Below are 16,795 nucleotides of genomic sequence, written 5' to 3' on the forward strand. Positions count from 1 at the left end.
TGTGATCGATACCGTCAAGCAGCGTCCGGCCCCCGGGCAGGGGGCGGTCAGCCCTGCTGGAACATGTCCGCCGGGAGCGGCTTCAGCAGCTGATACAGGTCGTCCGAAATCGGTCGGTCCCACGACGCGATGGTGACCAGGACGCCGTCGCTGCGGCCGAACTGGGCGCAGAACACGCGTTCCTCGCTGACCTTGACCTTCTTCACGATCAGCAGGTCGTCCCCGAGCATCACCGGGAAGTCCTCGGCCGAGGCGAACTCGACCGGCTCGTCGTTCTCCAGCGCCGCGAGCAGCTGCCGCACCTCGAAGGGCACGCCGTCGCCGGTCTCCCGGGCGGGCGAGCCCTCGGGGAGGTTGCCGATGAACATCGCCGGGCCTCTGCCGCCGAACAGGTCGTAGCGCAGGAAAATCCCCTGGCAGGAGCCGTCCGGGCCGGTCATCATGGCCGCACCGAAGTCGCCGGGCCAGTCGCCCGGGTCCATGGCGAGCACGTCGAAGTCCGGACCGGCGGGCTGGCCGGAGCGACGGCGGAGAAAAGACATGGGAACATCGTACGTGCCCAGCACACCACGCTCGCGAGGTGGGTGGGGCGCCGACGGGGCACCGGCCGGAGATCGACGCTCAGAGACCAATGTTGACTCTGAGCAACCGTCCGGGCTACGTTCGGTTCAGCACGACAGCCGTTCTGGGTTTCACCCTTCGGGGGGACGGCATGTCGCAACGCGGCCCTACACGCGTTTCCCTCACTGTGCACTTGTCGTGCCGAACTGCCGAGCACCCAGCTTCGTCGTCGCACACAGCGCAACACAAGCCAACAGTTCCATGCAACAAGAGCCAGATCCGCGGGGCCCCGGCCCGTCGCTCCCGTGGATCTGCTCGGGACGCCGCCGCGTGGGGGCGTGCGGGTCCCGAGCACAGGTGCCGTCATCCGAGTCGCTCTCGGGCTTCGGCGCCAGCCTCCCGGCGACTGCCGGCCCCTCGTGGGCCGGGACCGGCCGACGCACCCCGGTGCGCAGGGGATGACTGGGAGGCATGGCCTGGCAGCGCTGCCGGGCTGCACAGCAGGCGCCGTGTCTGGCCGCGTGGGGGCGGTGGGCACGGCGTCTGCCTGTGCTCATACTCTGAGCTGCGTTTGTCTAACAGTCAACAGAAATTCTGACGGGGCACGCTCAATAGATCATCAGTTGTGATGATCGGTGTCGAAATCATCCACGGAACGGATCCGCCCGTTCCCGCCCGCTGCCGTGCTCGGCACCGGGCGGGGGCCGCTCCGCGGGGACCTGCCGGTCAACTCAGGCGAGGCCGGTCAACTCGGGCGGGGCCTGTCGCTCGGACGAGGCCGGGCGCTCAGGTGAGGTCGAACTCGCCGTCCCGGGCGCCGAGCACGAAGGCCCGCCACTCGGCCGGGGTGAAGACCAGGATCGGCCCGTCCTCCTGCCGGCCGTCCCGCATCCCGATGTACCCGTCCACGAACGCGATCTGGACGTCCCCGACGCCCTGGCTGCTGCACAGCCACTCGGCCCCGGTGAAGTCCACCTTCGGCTTCCCGTTCGGTGCCGGCTCCGGCTCGGCGCCGATCGCCCCGGTGTCCGTCCCGCTGTTCACTGTCGTCACTGATCGATCTCCTCCCGACGGCTTTCCCCGGTCAGCCTAGTCACCCCGCCCACGCCGGTCAGCGGGTTCACGAGGACTCCCCCGACGGGGTGGAGAACCGGCGGAGGAACGCTTGAGACCGGGTGGAGCGTGTCCCGACCGGCGGGGGCCCCGGGCAGCTGCCAGAGTGCTGCCAGGAGGCGGGCACGGCCCCGCACGCCGCACGCCGGCCGCACCGCGGCCCCGTACGGGCCCTGGGCCCTCCTGACCGCCGCTCGACCAGCACCCCGTCCACCGCCCACCCACGACCCGTTCTAGGGAGCAGCCGATGAGCCGCCGGGACGGCACCCGCGCCGACGTCATCCCCATCTCCGACGCCCCCTCGGCCCACCCCCCGGCGCCCCGCACCCCGACCGCGCGCACCCCGCTGCCCCGGCCGACCCCCTCCCGGCCCGCCACCCACGGCCGGGTCGGGATCGTCCTGGTCTCGCACAGCCGGGAACTGGCCACCGCCGTACGGGACCTGGCGCTCGCGCTGACCGGATCCGACTCCCCCGCGCCGGTCGCCGCGACCGGCGGCGACCCGTCCGACGGACCGGGCATCAGCGCGGTGCTGGTGGCCGCCGCCACCCGGCGGGTCGACCAGGGCCACGGCGTGGTGGTGCTCGCCGACCTGGGCACCGCGGTCGGCACCGTACGGGCCCTGCTGTCGGAGGCCGACGAGCACGGGCTGCCGTTCCCGGTGCGCTTCGCCAACGCGCCGTTCGTCGAGGGCGCGGTGGCCGCCACCGCCACCGCCACCGCCGGCGGGGACCTGGCGGCGGTGCTGGACGCGGCCGAGGAGGCCTACCGGCAGGGCAAGGGCTGAGCCGTTCGGGCTACGGGCGCTCCCTGCCCTCCCAGGTGTAGACCGCCGGCCCGCGGGACTCCAGCGCGTGCCGCAGCCGGTCGTGCTCGGAATCGATCATCGGCGGCAGTTCGTCCAGCCCGAACCAGCCCACCGCCAGCGACTCGTCGTCGTTCACCCGGGCCTCGCCGCCGACCGCCCGGCAGCGGAAGGTCAGCACCAGGTACTGCGTCACATCGCCGTTCGGGTAGGTGACCTCGGGCGAGACGGTGGCCGAGGCGAGCAGCTCGGGCACGACCACCACCCCGGTCTCCTCCAGGCACTCGCGCACCACGCAGTCGGCGGGCTGCTCCCCGGGGTCGAGGATGCCGCCGACCGGCGCCCACCGGCCGTCGTCGGCCCGGCGGGTGAGCAGCACCCGGTCGCGGTCGTCCAGCACGACGGCGACGACGGCGCTCAGCCAGAGCGGGCGGTTGCCCACCACGGCGCGGAGTTCGGCGAGGAAGGGGGGAATGGCCATGTGGCGCAGCCTATCGAGCCGGTCTCGAACGGCTCGTACGGGTGGGCGGCTCGTACCTGCGGCAGCCCTACGGGCGCCGGGTGGGCGGATCGCCGGGCCGGCCGCCGGGCGGACTCAGCAGGGCGAGGACGGTGAGGGCGAGGATGCGCAGGTCGAGGCGGAGCGAGCGGTTCTCGACGTACCAGAGGTCGAGTTCGGCCCGGTCCGGCGGCGGGCCGGGCGGGTGGCCGGTGTGGAGCTGGGCCCAGCCGGTGAGTCCGGGCCGTACGGCGAGGCGGCCGCGCTCGCGGCGCGAGTAGCGGAGCACCTGGTCGGGACGGTCCGGGCCGGGGCCGATCACCCCCATCTCGCCGCGGGCGACGTTCCACAGCCGCGGCAGCTCGTCCAGGCCGGTGCGGCGCAGCAGGGTGCCGAGGCGGCCGTCCCGGCCGGTCCGGAAGCGCAGGAGCTGGAACTCGCGGCCGTGCCGTCCGGCGCGGGTCTGCCGCTGGAGCACCGGGCCGCCGGTGGTGCAGCGGAGCAGGACGGCGATCAGCAGGCCCAGCGGGAGCGCCACGATCGCGGCCAGGGCGGCGAGGGCGAGGTCGCCACCGCGTTTCATGAGGCGGACACGGCGCTGTCCGGTCTGCCGCTCATCGCTCCCCCTCCACGGCGCTTCGAGCAGCGAGAACGCATTCACAGTAGAGGGGGGATGAAGCCGGTGCCCGGGAATGGTGAAAGAAGGCGGAAGAAGATTGTCAGACACGCCGAAATTCGGTCGATCTGACCAATTTCACTCGATCTACTGATCCATCGCCCCGCAGTTCCCCACTCCCCGTTCGGGGGAATCCCCGGCCGAGGGGTTCCGGCGGAGCGGCCCTGCCCCGGGGCCCGCGCGGAGGCGCCGCTAGAGAGCGGTGCCCCGCCGGTAGCGGAGCACCCCGAAGGCGATCCGGCCGAGCAGCAGGACGCCCGTCGCCAGGCAGCCGGCCACCGCCATCGCCCAGGCCGGTCCGTCACTGTCCGGAACGGTCACCGCCACGACGATGCCCAGCGCCAGGCAGGCCAGGCCCGTCACGGTCAGCGGAACCCGGTGGGTGACCAAGGCGCAGCCGCTCCAGGCGCGCGCCATCCGGGTCGCACCGTGCAGGTGCAAGTGATCACGGTCCGCATCTGCCATGAGCCCAAGGTACCCCGGGCGGGCCCCGGAGGCAGCCCGCGCGGAGTGAGTCCTCCGGCACTTCGCACGACCGCCCGTCAGGGTGTGGTGCCGGCCCGTGGAAACGTGTCCGAGCTCCACAATCAGTCCACGAAAAATCCTCGTCCCCCCGGTACAACCATCCACCCGGTGCAGCGGTCTCAATGGCATCGAGTGATCCAGGAGCCGTTCCCGGGACGGGTGTGAACCCCCCACCGGAAACCGGAAATACCCAGATGGCGGAGCCGCCGCCGTCTGGAGTCGGAGGCCGGGCTCCGTCCTCCGGCGGTACCGCCACGCCGCTCGGCGACCGAGGGGGAACCGTTGCCGCAGTCCCAGTCCACCACATCGATCTCCATGGCCCGCGCCAGGCCCGTCCCCGGCGTCCGGGCACTGCCGCCGCCCACCGGGTGCGCGGCCGACCACCACGGCGTGGACCGGCGCCGTCCGCCCCTTGAGGCGGAACAGCAGGACGCGCGGGGCGAATGGCTGCGGTTCGCCCCCGTACAACCGCTGTTCCGGGCCCGGGCCGCCCAGCGGCTCGCCGTCCTCGCCTACCACGGGGTCACCGACCACCGTTCCTTCGGCGCCCAGCTCGACCGGCTACGGAGGCTGGCCACCCCGGTCTCGCTGGAGGCCGTGCTCCAGGCCGTCACGGAGCGGCGGCCGCTGCCGCCCCGGAGCGTCCTGGTCACCTTCGACGACGCCGACCGGAGCGTCCTCACCCACGCCCTGCCCGCCCTCGACGCCCGCGGCATCCCCGCGACCGCCTTCGTCATCTCCGAGCTGATCGGCACCGAGCGCCCCTTCTGGTGGCACGAGGCCGACTTCCTCGCCCGGCACGGCGGCCGCGCCCGCTCACTCGACTGCGGCCACCCGTCCCAGCTGCTCCGCCGGCTCAAGGCCATGCCCGATCCGGACCGGCGCCGCAGCCTGCACGAGCTGCGGGTCAGCGCCGACCGCCGGCCGCCCAGCCAGGAACAGCTCACCCCCGCCGACCTGCTCGCCCTGCGGGACGGCGGCGTCGCCATCGGCAACCACACCCAGGGGCACCCGTGCCTCGGCCGCTGCGACGACGCCACGGTCCGCGCCGAGATCACCGGCGCCCACGAGGCCCTCACCCGCTGGCTCGGCGAACCCCCGATCGCCTTCGCCTACCCCGACGGCGGCCACGACCCCCGTGCGGAAACCGTCCTGCAGGAACTCGGCTACCGACTCGGCTTCCTCTCCGACCACCGCCTCGGCCCCCGCATCCCCACCCACCCCCTCCAGATCAGCCGCCTCCAGGTCGACTCCAGCACCAGCACCCGCCGCTTCGACACGATCCTCTCCGGCCTCGAACCCGCCTATCGCCGCTGGCGCCGCCAAGCCGTCGCCTGACACCCCGCCGCACGGGAAGTCGGGGCAGTCGACTTCGTACGCGGTGGCTTCGGGGACAAAGCACCCGCACGGGAAGTCGGACGGACCGACTTCCCGTGCGGGTGCTCACTCCAACGGGCGATCACATCCCGGCCGGGTGCCGTGCCCGGTTCGCCACCAACGCACGCGGGAAGGCCGGGCCGGCCGCGTGCCTCACAGGCATGCGGAATGCCCGCCGGGCCACGGACCTCATGCCCCGAGGCGCTCGCACGAGGAGTCGGGCGAGGTTTCGGGGGCTTCCCCCGCGGGTGCCGGTGTCAGGGAATGAGGGTGGCGAGGGCCGCGCCCTGGGGGTAGAGGGTGGCGGTGGCGGGGAGGGTGGCCGGCCGGCCCGCGTGCAGGACGGTGAGGGTGCCGGTGCCGGTGCGCGTGGGGTCGGCGACGCGGCGCAGGGCCTGGGCCGCGACCGCGTCGGCGGAGCCGAACAGGGTGAGGGCCGGGGAGGCGGTGGGGGCGACGGCGGCACGGATGCGGTCGTCCACGAGTTCGTAGTGGGTGCAGCCGAGGACGATGACGTCGGTGCCCGTCGGCGTACGGGCGGCGGCGTCGGCGATGGCGGCGGTGATGGCGTCGTCGTCACCGTGCTCGACGGCGTCCGCGAGGCCCGGGCAGGCGACCTCGGTGACCTCGGCCGTGCCGCCGAAGTCGCGGATCAGGCCGCGCTGGTAGGCGCTGCCGGTGGTGGCCGGGGTCGCCCAGATGGCGACGCGTCCGCCGAGCGCGGCGGCGGGCTTGATCGCCGGGACGGTGCCGATGACCGGCAGTCCGGGTTCGAGCTCGGCCCGCAGGGTGGCGAGCGCGTGGACCGAGGCCGTGTTGCAGGCGATCACCAGTGCGTCCGGCTCCAGGGCCGCCGCCGCCCGGCAGCAGCCGAGGGCGAGTTCGGTGACCTCTTCGGGGGTGCGCGGCCCCCAGGGCATCGAGGCCGGGTCGGAGGACAGCACCAGATCGACGTCCGGGCGCAGCTTCCGAAGGGCGGCGGCGGCGGCCAACAGGCCGATTCCGGAGTCCATCAGTGCGATCTTCACGGGGAACGACTTTAGTCGATCCGCCCCTCGGGGCCCGTTCTGCGGCAGACTGCCGGGGTGACCGCCCTGCTGTGGATCGCCTCGTCCTCCCTGCTGGTCTGGCTCTGGCTGGCGTGCTGCCACGGCTTGTTCTGGCGCACCGACGTGCGGCTGCCGCCGCGCCGCCCCCCGGTGCGGTGGCCGCAGGCGGCGATCGTGGTTCCGGCCCGGGACGAGGCGGCGGTGCTGCCGGTGAGCCTGCCGAGCCTGCTGGCGCAGAAGTACCCGGGGCGGGCGCGGGTGATCCTGGTGGACGACCACAGCTCGGACGACACCGGCGCACTGGCGGCGGCGCTGCGGACGATCGACGGGCTGGAGCTGACCGTCACCACCCCTCCCCCGCTGCCGCCGGGCTGGACGGGCAAGCTGTGGGCGCTGCGGCACGGGGTGGAGCTGGCCGGTCCGGACGTCGAGTACCTGCTGCTCACGGACGCGGACATCGCGCACGGCCCGGATTCGCTGGCCGAGCTGGTGGCCGCCGCCGAGAGCAACGGTCTCGACCTGGTGTCGCAGATGGCCCGGCTGCGGGTGGAGACCGGCTGGGAGCGGTTGGTCGTCCCGGCGTTCGTGTACTTCTTCGCCCAGCTGTACCCGTTCCGGTGGAGCAACCGCCCCGACGGCCGGACGGCGGCCGCGGCGGGCGGCTGCTCGCTGGTGCGGCGGGAGGCGCTGGAGCGCGCGGGCGGAGTGGCCGCGATCCGGGGCGCGGTGATCGACGACGTGTCGCTGGCCCGGGCGGTGAAGTCCTCGGGCGGTCGGATCTGGCTGGGCCTGGCCGGGGAGGTGGACAGCGTCCGCCCGTACCCCCGGCTGGAGCAGCTGTGGCGGATGGTGTCGCGCAGCGCGTACGCCCAGTTGAGGCACTCGCCGGCGCTGCTGCTCGGGACGGTGCTGGGGCTGCTCCTGGTGTACCTGGTGCCGCCGGTGGCGGCGGTGGCCGGGCTGGTCGCGGGGGCACCGCTGGTGGCGGGCGTCGGCGCGGCGGCCTGGGCGCTGATGGCGGGCACCTACCTGCCGATGGTGCGGTACTACGGGCGGCCGGCCGCGGCGGTCCTGCTGCTGCCGTTCACCGCCGTGCTGTACCTGCTGATGACGGTGGACTCGGCGGTGCAGCACTGGCGCGGCCGGGGCTCGGCCTGGAAGGGCCGGACGTACTCGCGGGGGTGAGAATTCCCCGCCGCGCCGGCCCCGGCGGATCCATACTGCTCGAATGGACCGTCAGCAGATCTCCCGGCTCGCCCACGCCCACCACCCGATCGCGGCGCCGCTGGCGGACGAGTCGGTGGCCCGGCTACTGGACCGCGCGCTGGCCGGACGGGAGTCCGGCCGGATGCTGGACCTCGGCTGCGGCGAGGGCTCCTGGCTGCTGCGGGCGCTGGCCGCGCGCCCGGGCTGGCGGGCCGTGGGGGTGGACGTGGACGCGGCGGCGCTGACGAGGGCGTGGGAGAGCGCGACCACGCTCGGCCTGGTGCGCCGGATCGGCCTGCACCACCAGGACGTCCGGGAGTTCACCGCCGTGGGACCCTTCGACCTGGTGCTGTGCGTCGGCGCCACCCACGCCTTCGACGGACTGCTGCCGACGCTCGCGGCCGCCCGTGAACTCCTGGCCCCGGGCGGCCTGTTGCTGGTCGGCGAGGGGTTCTGGGAGCGCGAGCCGTCCCCGGCCGCGCTGGACGGCCTGGGCGCGGCCCGGGAGGACTTCGCCGACCTCGCGACCACCACCGACCGGGTGCTCGCGGACGGTTGGACTCCGGTGTACGGGCACGTCAGCACGGTGCGGGAGTGGGACGACTACGAGTTCTCCTGGACCGGTTCGCTGGCCGAGTGGGCGCTGGACCACCCGGACCACCCCGACGCGGCGGCTGCCCGGGAGGCCGCGGACCGGCACCGCGCCGAGTGGCTGCACGGCTACCGGGGGACGCTCGGCTTCGTCACCTACCTGCTGCGCCGCGACTGAGCAGCCGCCAGGGGAGCGAACCGACCGGGCGTCATCCGCGCGGTGCGGCTCAGCCCTTCTGAAGCCGCTCCCGCTGCACCAGGTAGTCCAGCACCTCGGGCATCGCCTCGACGCCGCCGGCCTTGGTCGGCGAGGTGCGGTACTCGCCCTGGACGACCACCGTCGGGAGCTCGTTGACGCCGTAGCGCTTGAACTGCGCGGCCGCGTCGTCCACCGACCGCCGCACCTCGGCGGAGCCGTACGCGGCCCGGAACCTCTGGGCGTCGACGCCTTGGCGCGCGGCCCAGTTGGTGGCGGTGGCCTCGGTGGTGACGTCGACCCCGTCGTTGTGGATCGAGCGGAAGGCGGTGGTCTGCAGGCGCTCGACCAGGCCGAGGCGCTCCAGTGTGAAGTACAGGCGCGCGTGGGCACGCTGCACGCGCTCCTCCGGGCTGCCCGGCCAGATCGCCGGGACGCGGCGCAGCGCGACGTCGGCGCGGTGCTTCTCGGCCCAGGCCTGCAACGACGGTTCGAGCGCCTGGGAGTGGCCGCAGTCGTACCAGAAGAACTCGGCCGCCTCGGTGCGGGCGCTCTCGCGCACCGGCTGGGGGTGGTCGAGCCTGACGAACTGGACGCCCTCGACGGGGTGCCGGTGGGGCGCCGCGCCGGCCTGGAGGGGGGACGCGACGATCCCGGCGGCGACGGCGAGCAGGACGGTGGACCGCAGCAGCGACTTCGATTTCACACCGGGCAGTGTGCTGGTGACGTTTCGTTACCGACGAGTCCGCTGCGGGCGGCCGGGCCGGATTCCCCCGAACGGCGCACCGCGGTCCCTCGGCAGGACTCGCGACGCGAGCCCGCTCCGAACCCCCGAGCCCCCCGTCAGCGCGCGACCGGTGGACCGGCGGACCACACCTCGGCGACCAGCCGCTGCCAGTCGTCCACCACCGAGCCCAGCTCGAAGTGCTCCAGCGCGTGCGCCCGGGCGGCCGCGCCGAGGCCCGCCCGGTTGACCGCGAGCACCTTGGCCAGCGCCTCGGCCAGGGCGAGCGGGTCCCCGGGGGCGACCAGGGCTCCGGTGGCGCCGTCCCGGACCACTTCGCGCACCCAGCCGACGTCGGTGGCGACGGCCGGCACCCCGGCCAGCGCCGCTTCGATCAGCGCGCCGGGCACGCCCTCGCTGTCGCTGGTGAGCAGCAGCGCGTCGGCGGCGCGGTAGAGCGGGGCCGGGTCGGGCAGGGCGCCGAGGAAGTGGGCGCGGGCGGCGGCCGGGTGGCGGGCCAGGGCCTCGCGCAGCGGGCCGTCCCCGGCGATGGCGAGCCGGACGTCGGGCAGGCGGTCGAGCACGTCGAGGGCGAGGTCGAGCCGCTTCTCCGGGGATATCGCACCGATCCAGGCGACCAGCAGGACGTCCGCGGGCAGGCCCAGGGCGTGCCGGGCGGCACGCCGGTCGGCCCGGCCGTCGGCGGGCGGATAGCTCTCGGCGGCACGGGAGTTGGGGATCACCCGCACCTTTCCCGCGGGGAGTCGGAACTGCTCCTCCAGCACCGCGCGCGCCTCGTCGGTGAGCGTGGTGACGGCGGCCGCGCGGTGCATCAGCGCGCCGCCGCGCAGCCGGCGCAGGCGGGTGACGGTCCAGTAGCGGGGGTGGCCGACCGAGACGTAGACGAAGGGGGTGCGGGTGCCGGCCAGGGCGAGGGCGCAGGCGGCCAGGGTGTGGGAGCCGTGGGCGAGCACCACGTCGGCGGCGCGGGCGGCGGAGCGCAGCGCCAGCAGGGTGCTCGGGTGCATCCGGCCGGGGCCGAGGACGGCGGCGTAGTGCAGGGCGGAGGCGCCGGGGCCCTCGTCGGGGAGTCCCTCGGGCGGCTCCCCCGAGCGGGGTTCGAGGGGTTCACCGGCCTCGGCCCCCGCCGCGTCGTCCCGGCGTCCGCCGGTTCCGGCGCGCATGCCGGACTCGGGGCGTCTGCCCGGTGGGACGGCGAGCGCGGCGGGGTGCGGGGCGAGGGCGCACAGCGCGGAGGACTGGCCCCGGCGCCGCAGTTCCCGGTGGAGGTCACGGGCGAAGTTCTGGGCTCCACCGCGTCGGGAGTCACTGATCAGGTGCAGGACGCGCGGGCGGGTTCCGGCCGGATCGGCCGACGTACGGTCGGGCATGGACTGACCTTGGCACAGCAACGCGCCCGGTACAGCCCCTTCGCGCAACCTCGCGGTGGCCCGTGCGCCCGCGCCCGTACACCCGATGTGCGCTGAAGAGCCGCTGTCGTGCGCCGGTTGCGACCGCCGTGCGCCCCGCCTCGCCCCGTACCGCTCCACGTCGCCGCCCTCCGAACCACCGCACGCCGCGTCAAGTACCGGCTCACGACGCCATGTTGTCGGTCGCCCGGACACCGATGGACCGGTACGCGGAGCACCCTCCGGCCGTCCGGGGACAGCGGGTGCGGGCCGTCGACCGGTTACGCGGTTCGGGTGAACGCGGTTGGACCTCGACCCGGGCCGCTCGGCAGGATGTCCGGCCAGGGCGTCGTCGTACCGCCCCATCTCCCCCTCTCCCGCTCGGATTTGGAGTCACCCGGTGTTCAAGGGATTCCGCAGCTTCCTGCTGCGCGGAAACGTGGTCGACCTCGCGGTCGGCATCGTGATCGGCGCGGCCTTCACCGCCGTCGTCACCGGGTTCGTCAGCGCCTTCCTCACCCCGCTGGTCGGGGTCGCCTCCGGCGCGGTCGGCGACTTCACCCAGAAGACCTTCGAGGTGGGCGGCACCGAGTTCCCGTACGGGCTGTTCGTCAACGCGGTGATCGGCTTCGTGCTGACCGCCGCGGTCATCTACTTCGCCGTGGTGGTGCCGGTCGGCAGGCTGCGGTCGCGCTTCGAGAAGGAGAAGCCGGCCCCGGCCGCGAAGGTGGACTGCCCGGAGTGCCTGAGTTCGATCCCGGCCGCCGCGACCCGGTGCTCCTTCTGCACCTCGGAGGTCGGCCCCCGGCCCACCCTGCCCGCGCAGTCCCAGGCGCTGCAGTCGCACTGACGCCGTGCGGGCACCCGCGACCGCGCCCGTTCGACCGGTGCCGGCGCGGCCCGTGGCGGCCTGACCTGTGCTGACGGGAATTTTATTCCCGAAACATTCACGAGCCCCCGTCGCACCGGCGGCGGGGGCTCGAACGCGCCGGCGCACGCCCTGCCCGCAAAAGTTTCTCCGCAGGGACCGCGACCGTCCATCGCCCGGTCACCACAAGGCCTCGCGGCACCACCGTCCGGGCGCTGTTCGATCACTGACGGAACGCCAGGGTTGTCCGGAAGTGGTCGCCGTTATGTCCGTTCTTCCTACTTTCGAAACCTTTGTGCGAGCGAAGACTGTGTAAACACTCGAACTGCTCCGCCTCCCGCTCTCCTCAGCAGGCGCATTGTGGGCTTACCGTATGCCCCATGACCTCGCCCCGCTCCTACGACGGAGTCGGCTACCCCTCTCCGTCCTTCTCCTCCGGCACGCCGATCTACGACAGCCTCGTGGCTGAGCGCGGCGTCCCCCAGATCGCGCCCATCAACGTGCCGGCCGCCCTCCCGCCGGCACTGCCCTCCGCCTACGGCTCCGGTCTCAACCCGTCCTACGAGAACCGGTACGGCACCGGGTACGAGAGCGCCGGCAGCAACCTCCCCGCGCTGCCGCCCGCCCGCCTCGCCCTGGGCCCGGGCCCGAGCAGCGGCCCCTCCTCCGGCCCCGCCACGGCGTACATCCCTGCGCAGAGCGCGCCGGCGTACGCCTCCGCCCCGCAGCCGCCCGTCCCCGGGTACGGCGGCCCCCAGCCGTACCAGCGGCCGCAGCCCGCCGCCCCGGCCTTCGCGCAGACCTCCAGCGGCGGCTACCAGCCGACCGGCGGCCAGAGCTTCGGCGGCCAGAACACCTTCATCGGCCAGGGCGGCGGCCAGCAGACCTTCGGCGCGCAGCCGACCGGCGGACCGGCCGGTTTCGGCCAGCCCGGCGGTCAGCCGCAGGGCGGTCCGCAGAGCTTCGGCGGCCAGCAGTCCTTCGGCGGTCCCGCCCCGGCCGGCCCCGGCCTCCAGGGCCAGGGCGGCGACCAGGGCTTCGGCGGCGCCCAGTTGCGCCCGGCCATGGCTCCGGTCGCGCCGGTCCGCCCGATGCAGCCGCAGCGCCCCGGCCCGTACGGCGAGCCGGGCAACTACCAGCAGGGCGGCTACCAGCCGCAGGGCCAGGGCTACTGAGCCCGACGCCCCAGGGCCGACCCCACCCGGCCCGCACCCGCACCACCTGAGCACACCCCGGCGGGCCTGAACGCCGGGCGAACGGAGAAACGGGTCATCCACGGACCGCCCGGAACGCCCCCCACACGGCGTCCGGGCGGTCCGTGCGCGTACGGGGCCGGCATCTTCGGGGCCTGCCCCCCGGAGGAGAGCGTCGGGCCGTCCGTGCGCGTACGGGGCCGGCCGGGGCCCACGGGGGCCCGCGAGCGGGCGGCGGTGCGGCTGGCAGGATGGGGGAATGCACCTCACCGGACTGCACGTCTACCCCGTCAAGTCGATGTACCGTCTGAGCCCGGACACCGCCGCGGTCCACCCGTGGGGCCTGGACGGGGACCGCCGCTGGATGCTCGCCGACCCCACCGGACGGTTCGTCAGCCAGCGCGAGAACCCCGCCATGGGGCAGATCCGGGTCGGTCTGCTGCCCGGCGGCACGCTGACCCTGACCGCCCCCGACGGCTCCCGGATCGAGGTCCCCGCCCCCGCCGTCACCGCCGGCGACCCCGTCGCCGACGTCGAGGTCTGGGGCACCCGCTTCCGCGCCGTCGAGGCCGCGAAGGAGGCGCACCAGTGGATCGCCGACCACCTCGGCGACTACCGCCTGATCCACCTGGACGACCCGCGCGCCCGCCCCGTCGACCCCGAGTACGGCGAGCCCGGCGACACCGTCTCGATGGCCGACGGCTTCCCGCTGCTGCTCACCACCACCGCCTCGCTGGACCGGCTCAACGAACTGATCGCCGCCGAACACCCGGACGGCCACGAGACCCTGCCGATGGAGCGCTTCCGCCCCAACGTGGTGGTCGGCGGCTCCGAGCCGTGGGCGGAGGACGGCTGGCGCCGGATACGGATCGGCTCGGTGACCTTCAAGGTGGTCAAGCCCTGCGGCCGCTGCGTGGTCACCACCACCGACCAGGAGAGCGGCGAGCGGCGCGGCCCCGAGCCGCTGCGCACCCTGGCCCGGCACCACCGGCTGATGCGCAAGGCCGCGTTCGGGCAGAACCTGATCCCCGAGCGCGCCGCCGGTGTGACGGGCGACGTGCTCGGCACGCTGCGCGTCGGCGACGACGTCGAGGTGCTGGAGGACGGGGCGCACTGGCCCGCCGACGGGCGCTGACCGCACGCTCCGCCACCGTTCCGACGCGTCGTCCGCCGGTTCCCTGCGGGCGCGCCGGGCCCGGCCACGGTGCGCCCCGACGGAACCCGGGCTGTGCGCGCTCGTTGAAACAAGTGGTCGGAACCTGTGGCCGTGACGGGTGCTACCGGTGTCCGCGCGACGGCGGGCGGCAGGACCACTCACCCGGGCGCGCTACGGTGGGCGGGCGGCCCGCGCACCCCGCGCGTACGGCCCGTTGATCGCCGGCACGACCGACCGGCGGCAGGACCGACCGCCGGTACGACCGATCGCAGGCGGCACGACCGACTGTCGGTACGACTGATCGCCGGTACGACCGATCACCGGTGCGACGGATCGCCGGTACGACGAAGGTGGGCACGACGAAGGTGGGGAGGGCAGACCGTCATGGCTGAGCACAGGGTCCGGGTCACCCAGGACAGCGCATCCCGCTGGCGTCGCCGCGCGGGCGAGTACGACACGCTCGCCGAGGCCCTGGCGGCCGCCGAGCCGGGCGACACCGTGACCGTCCGGCCGGGCACCTTCCGGGAGAACGTGCTGCTGGACAAGCCGGTGACGATCGTCCCGGCCCAGGGCCCGGGGACCGTCCGGATCGAGCCGGCCTCCGGGGTGGCGATCACCGTGACCGCCGCCGCCACCGTGCGCGACCTGGTCGTCGAGGGCGGCGACACCTCCACCCCGGCCGTCCTGATCACCGGACCGCAGGCGGCGCCCGCGTTCAGCGGCTGCCGGATCGAGACCCGCTCCGCCACGGGCGTCGAGGTCGCCGACGGCGCCCGGCCGACCCTGCGCGGCTGCGTGATCGCCAACCCGGCCGGGCTCGGACTGCGGCTGCGCGGCGAGGGAACGGCCGCCGCCTTCGAGGACTGCGAGGTCGCCGCGGCCGGGCAGGCCGGGCTCGCCGTCCTCGGCGGCGCGACCGCCGCGCTCGACCGCTGCCGCGTCCACCACGCCACCGGCGCCGGGGTGTTGCTCTCCGACCCGGGCAGCGCCGCCGAGCTGACCGGCTGCGAGATCTACGAGATCCGCGGCAGCGGCGTGCAGGCCGAGGCGCAGGCGGGCGGACGGCTGGTCGACTGCGAGATCCACCGGGTCACCGGCAACGGCCTGACCCTGGACGGTGAGGCCGAACTCGTGCTCACCGGCTGCCGGGTGCACGACCTGCCGGAGAACGGCGCCGACCTGCGCGGACGCTCCCGGCTCAGCCTCGACCACAGCACCGTGCGGGACTTCGGGCGCGGGGCGCTGTCGGTCTGGGACCAGGGCACCGAGGCGATCGCCGAGTCCTGCCAGATCCACGGCTCCAGCGGCGAGTACCCGGCGCTGTGGGTCAGCGACGGCGCCAGGCTCACCCTCAACGACTGTTCCCTGCACGACCTGCCGGACGCACTGTTCGTCCTGGACCGGGACTCCTCCGCCGTCGCCCAGGGCTGCTCGTTCAGCCGGATCCGCAGCTCGGCGGTCTCGGTCAGCGGCGGGGCCACCGTCTCGCTGGCCGCCTGCCGGGTGCAGGAGGCCGGGACCGGGCTCTGGTTCCGCGACCACGGCAGCGGCGGGGTGCTCACCGACTGCGAGATCTCCGACGTGGCCACCGGGGTGATCGTCACCAAGGGCGCCGACCCGGTGCTGCGCGACTGCACCGTACGGGCCAGCACGGACGCCGGGGTGTACATCTCGGCGCAGGGGCGGGGCACCTTCGAGGACTGCCGGGTCTCGCACGGCAAGGGCTTCGGCTTCCACATCATCGACGGGTGCCGCACCCAGCTCACCCGGTGCCGGGCGGAGCAGAACGCGCGGGCCGGGTTCGAGTTCTCCGAACCGGGGCCGGTCACGGAGGGGTGCACCTCGGACGACGTGGCGCCGGCGCCGGCCGGTGGCGGCGCCACCGCCGAGGTACCGGCTCCTCGGTCAGCCCAACTGGCCGCTTCCGCAGCCGTGTTGGCCGGCCTTCCGGGCGCGGCCACCGCTTCCGCCGGCTCCGCCATCGGACCGATCCCGGACTGCCGGCCGGCCGAGGAGGCACTCGCCGAGCTGGACTCGCTGGTCGGGCTGGCCACGGTGAAGCAGGAGGTCCGCACCCTGATCGACCTGATCTCGGTCGGGCGGCGGCGCCGGCAGGCCGGGCTCAAGGCGCCCTCGCTACGCCGGCACCTGGTCTTCACCGGAGCCCCCGGCACCGGCAAGACCACGGTCGCCCGGCTCTACGGCGAGATCCTCGCCTCGCTCGGGGTGCTCCAGCGCGGGCACCTGGTCGAGGTGGCCCGGGTCGACCTGGTCGGCGAGCACATCGGCTCCACCGCGATCCGCACCGCCGCCGCCTTCGACCGGGCCCGCGGCGGGGTGCTGTTCATCGACGAGGCGTACGCGCTCGCACCCGAGGACGGGGCGCGGGACTTCGGGCGCGAGGCGATCGACACCCTGGTCAAGCTGATGGAGGACCACCGGGACGAGGTGGTCGTCATCGTGGCGGGCTACACCGCCGAGATGGAGCGCTTCCTCTCCGCCAACCCCGGTGTGTCGTCGCGCTTCTCACGCACCATCACCTTCCCCGACTACACGGCGGACGAGCTGCTGGAGATCGCCCGGGCGCAGTGCGCGGAGCACGAGTACGCGCTCTCCGAGGCGACCGAGGGCGCACTGCTGGACCACTTCGCCCGGCTGGAGCGCGGCCCCAACTTCGGCAACGGGCGCACCGCGCGGCAGGTGTTCGAGACCATGGTCGAGCGCCACGCGGTGCGGGTCGCGGCGCTCGCCGACCCGTCGACGGAGGAGTTGCAGCTCCTCGTCCCGGCCGACCTGCCGGTCGTGCCGCTGCCGTAGCTGCCGTAGCGCGGGCAACCACCACGTCAC

At 74.4% G+C, this 16,795-nt stretch carries 16 protein-coding genes; 8 read left to right on the forward strand and 8 right to left on the reverse strand.

Annotation, left to right across the window (positions count from 1 at the left end):
• Positions 1-47 precede the first annotated feature (47 nt).
• On the reverse strand, positions 48-542 hold the full coding sequence (locus RZ50_RS24600; RefSeq protein ID WP_196948593.1) for a hypothetical protein: 495 nt from the start codon (positions 540-542) through the stop codon (positions 48-50).
• Positions 543-1,347: 805 nt separating this feature from the next.
• Positions 1,348-1,578: a DUF397 domain-containing protein gene (locus RZ50_RS24605; RefSeq protein WP_196948609.1), complete on the reverse strand. Its 231-nt coding sequence runs from the start codon at positions 1,576-1,578 to the stop codon at positions 1,348-1,350.
• A gap of 343 nt (positions 1,579-1,921) precedes the next feature.
• On the opposite strand from RZ50_RS24605, the gene RZ50_RS24610 reads away from it, so the two are divergent.
• Entirely contained in the window at positions 1,922-2,461 is a 540-nt protein-coding gene (locus tag RZ50_RS24610; protein ID WP_196948592.1) for a PTS-dependent dihydroxyacetone kinase phosphotransferase subunit DhaM, read from the forward strand.
• 10 nt (positions 2,462-2,471) lie between these two features.
• Here the strand turns inward: RZ50_RS24610 and RZ50_RS24615 are convergent, their stop codons facing one another.
• From RZ50_RS24615 to RZ50_RS24625, 3 genes are all read right to left on the reverse strand, one after another.
• Positions 2,472-2,960, reverse strand: coding sequence for an NUDIX domain-containing protein (locus tag RZ50_RS24615; RefSeq protein WP_196948591.1), 489 nt, complete (start codon positions 2,958-2,960; stop codon positions 2,472-2,474).
• 67 nt (positions 2,961-3,027) lie between these two features.
• Positions 3,028-3,561 (reverse strand): sugar transferase, encoded by a 534-nt coding sequence (locus RZ50_RS24620; protein WP_196948590.1) that lies wholly within the window; start codon positions 3,559-3,561, stop codon positions 3,028-3,030.
• Positions 3,562-3,846: 285 nt separating this feature from the next.
• Positions 3,847-4,119 carry a hypothetical protein gene (locus RZ50_RS24625; protein WP_196948589.1) on the reverse strand — a complete coding sequence of 91 codons (273 nt, stop codon included), beginning with the start codon at positions 4,117-4,119 and terminating at the stop codon, positions 3,847-3,849.
• A gap of 342 nt (positions 4,120-4,461) precedes the next feature.
• On the opposite strand from RZ50_RS24625, the gene RZ50_RS24630 reads away from it, so the two are divergent.
• Positions 4,462-5,517: a polysaccharide deacetylase family protein gene (locus RZ50_RS24630; protein WP_254803042.1), complete on the forward strand. Its 1,056-nt coding sequence runs from the start codon at positions 4,462-4,464 to the stop codon at positions 5,515-5,517.
• Between the two features lie 296 nt (positions 5,518-5,813).
• Here RZ50_RS24630 and RZ50_RS24635 read toward each other — a convergent pair whose 3' ends face one another.
• Positions 5,814-6,584 (reverse strand): glutamate racemase, encoded by a 771-nt coding sequence (locus tag RZ50_RS24635; protein ID WP_196948588.1) that lies wholly within the window; start codon positions 6,582-6,584, stop codon positions 5,814-5,816.
• 57 nt (positions 6,585-6,641) lie between these two features.
• Here RZ50_RS24635 and RZ50_RS24640 point away from each other — a divergent pair, with 57 nt between their 5' ends.
• Together RZ50_RS24640 and RZ50_RS24645 are read left to right on the forward strand one after the other, a co-directional pair.
• Positions 6,642-7,790, forward strand: a complete 1,149-nt coding sequence (locus RZ50_RS24640) for a glycosyltransferase (protein ID WP_196948587.1) — start codon at positions 6,642-6,644, stop codon at positions 7,788-7,790.
• A 43-nt stretch (positions 7,791-7,833) separates the two neighbouring features.
• Positions 7,834-8,580 carry a cyclopropane-fatty-acyl-phospholipid synthase family protein gene (locus RZ50_RS24645; protein WP_196948586.1) on the forward strand — a complete coding sequence of 249 codons (747 nt, stop codon included), beginning with the start codon at positions 7,834-7,836 and terminating at the stop codon, positions 8,578-8,580.
• A gap of 49 nt (positions 8,581-8,629) precedes the next feature.
• On the opposite strand, the gene RZ50_RS24650 is transcribed toward RZ50_RS24645, so the two are convergent.
• Entirely contained in the window at positions 8,630-9,304 is a 675-nt protein-coding gene (locus RZ50_RS24650; protein WP_196948585.1) for a thiol:disulfide interchange protein DsbA/DsbL, read from the reverse strand.
• Positions 9,305-9,441: 137 nt separating this feature from the next.
• Positions 9,442-10,713 (reverse strand): glycosyltransferase family 4 protein, encoded by a 1,272-nt coding sequence (locus RZ50_RS24655; RefSeq protein ID WP_196948584.1) that lies wholly within the window; start codon positions 10,711-10,713, stop codon positions 9,442-9,444.
• 418 nt (positions 10,714-11,131) lie between these two features.
• Here RZ50_RS24655 and mscL point away from each other — a divergent pair, with 418 nt between their 5' ends.
• The 4 genes from mscL to RZ50_RS24675 all read left to right on the forward strand — a co-directional run bounded on the left by mscL (position 11,132) and on the right by RZ50_RS24675 (position 16,765).
• Positions 11,132-11,581 (forward strand): large conductance mechanosensitive channel protein MscL, encoded by a 450-nt coding sequence (mscL, locus tag RZ50_RS24660; RefSeq protein WP_196948583.1) that lies wholly within the window; start codon positions 11,132-11,134, stop codon positions 11,579-11,581.
• Between the two features lie 398 nt (positions 11,582-11,979).
• Positions 11,980-12,774: a DUF6643 family protein gene (locus RZ50_RS30370; protein ID WP_374199979.1), complete on the forward strand. Its 795-nt coding sequence runs from the start codon at positions 11,980-11,982 to the stop codon at positions 12,772-12,774.
• Positions 12,775-13,051: 277 nt separating this feature from the next.
• On the forward strand, positions 13,052-13,927 hold the full coding sequence (locus RZ50_RS24670) for an MOSC domain-containing protein (protein ID WP_196948582.1): 876 nt from the start codon (positions 13,052-13,054) through the stop codon (positions 13,925-13,927).
• 405 nt (positions 13,928-14,332) lie between these two features.
• Positions 14,333-16,765 (forward strand): right-handed parallel beta-helix repeat-containing protein, encoded by a 2,433-nt coding sequence (locus tag RZ50_RS24675; RefSeq protein WP_196948581.1) that lies wholly within the window; start codon positions 14,333-14,335, stop codon positions 16,763-16,765.
• The last annotated feature ends 30 nt before the right edge of the window (positions 16,766-16,795 follow it).

The sequence above is a fragment of the Kitasatospora sp. SUK 42 genome (assembly GCF_015776785.2).
Lineage (GTDB): Bacteria > Actinomycetota > Actinomycetes > Streptomycetales > Streptomycetaceae > Kitasatospora.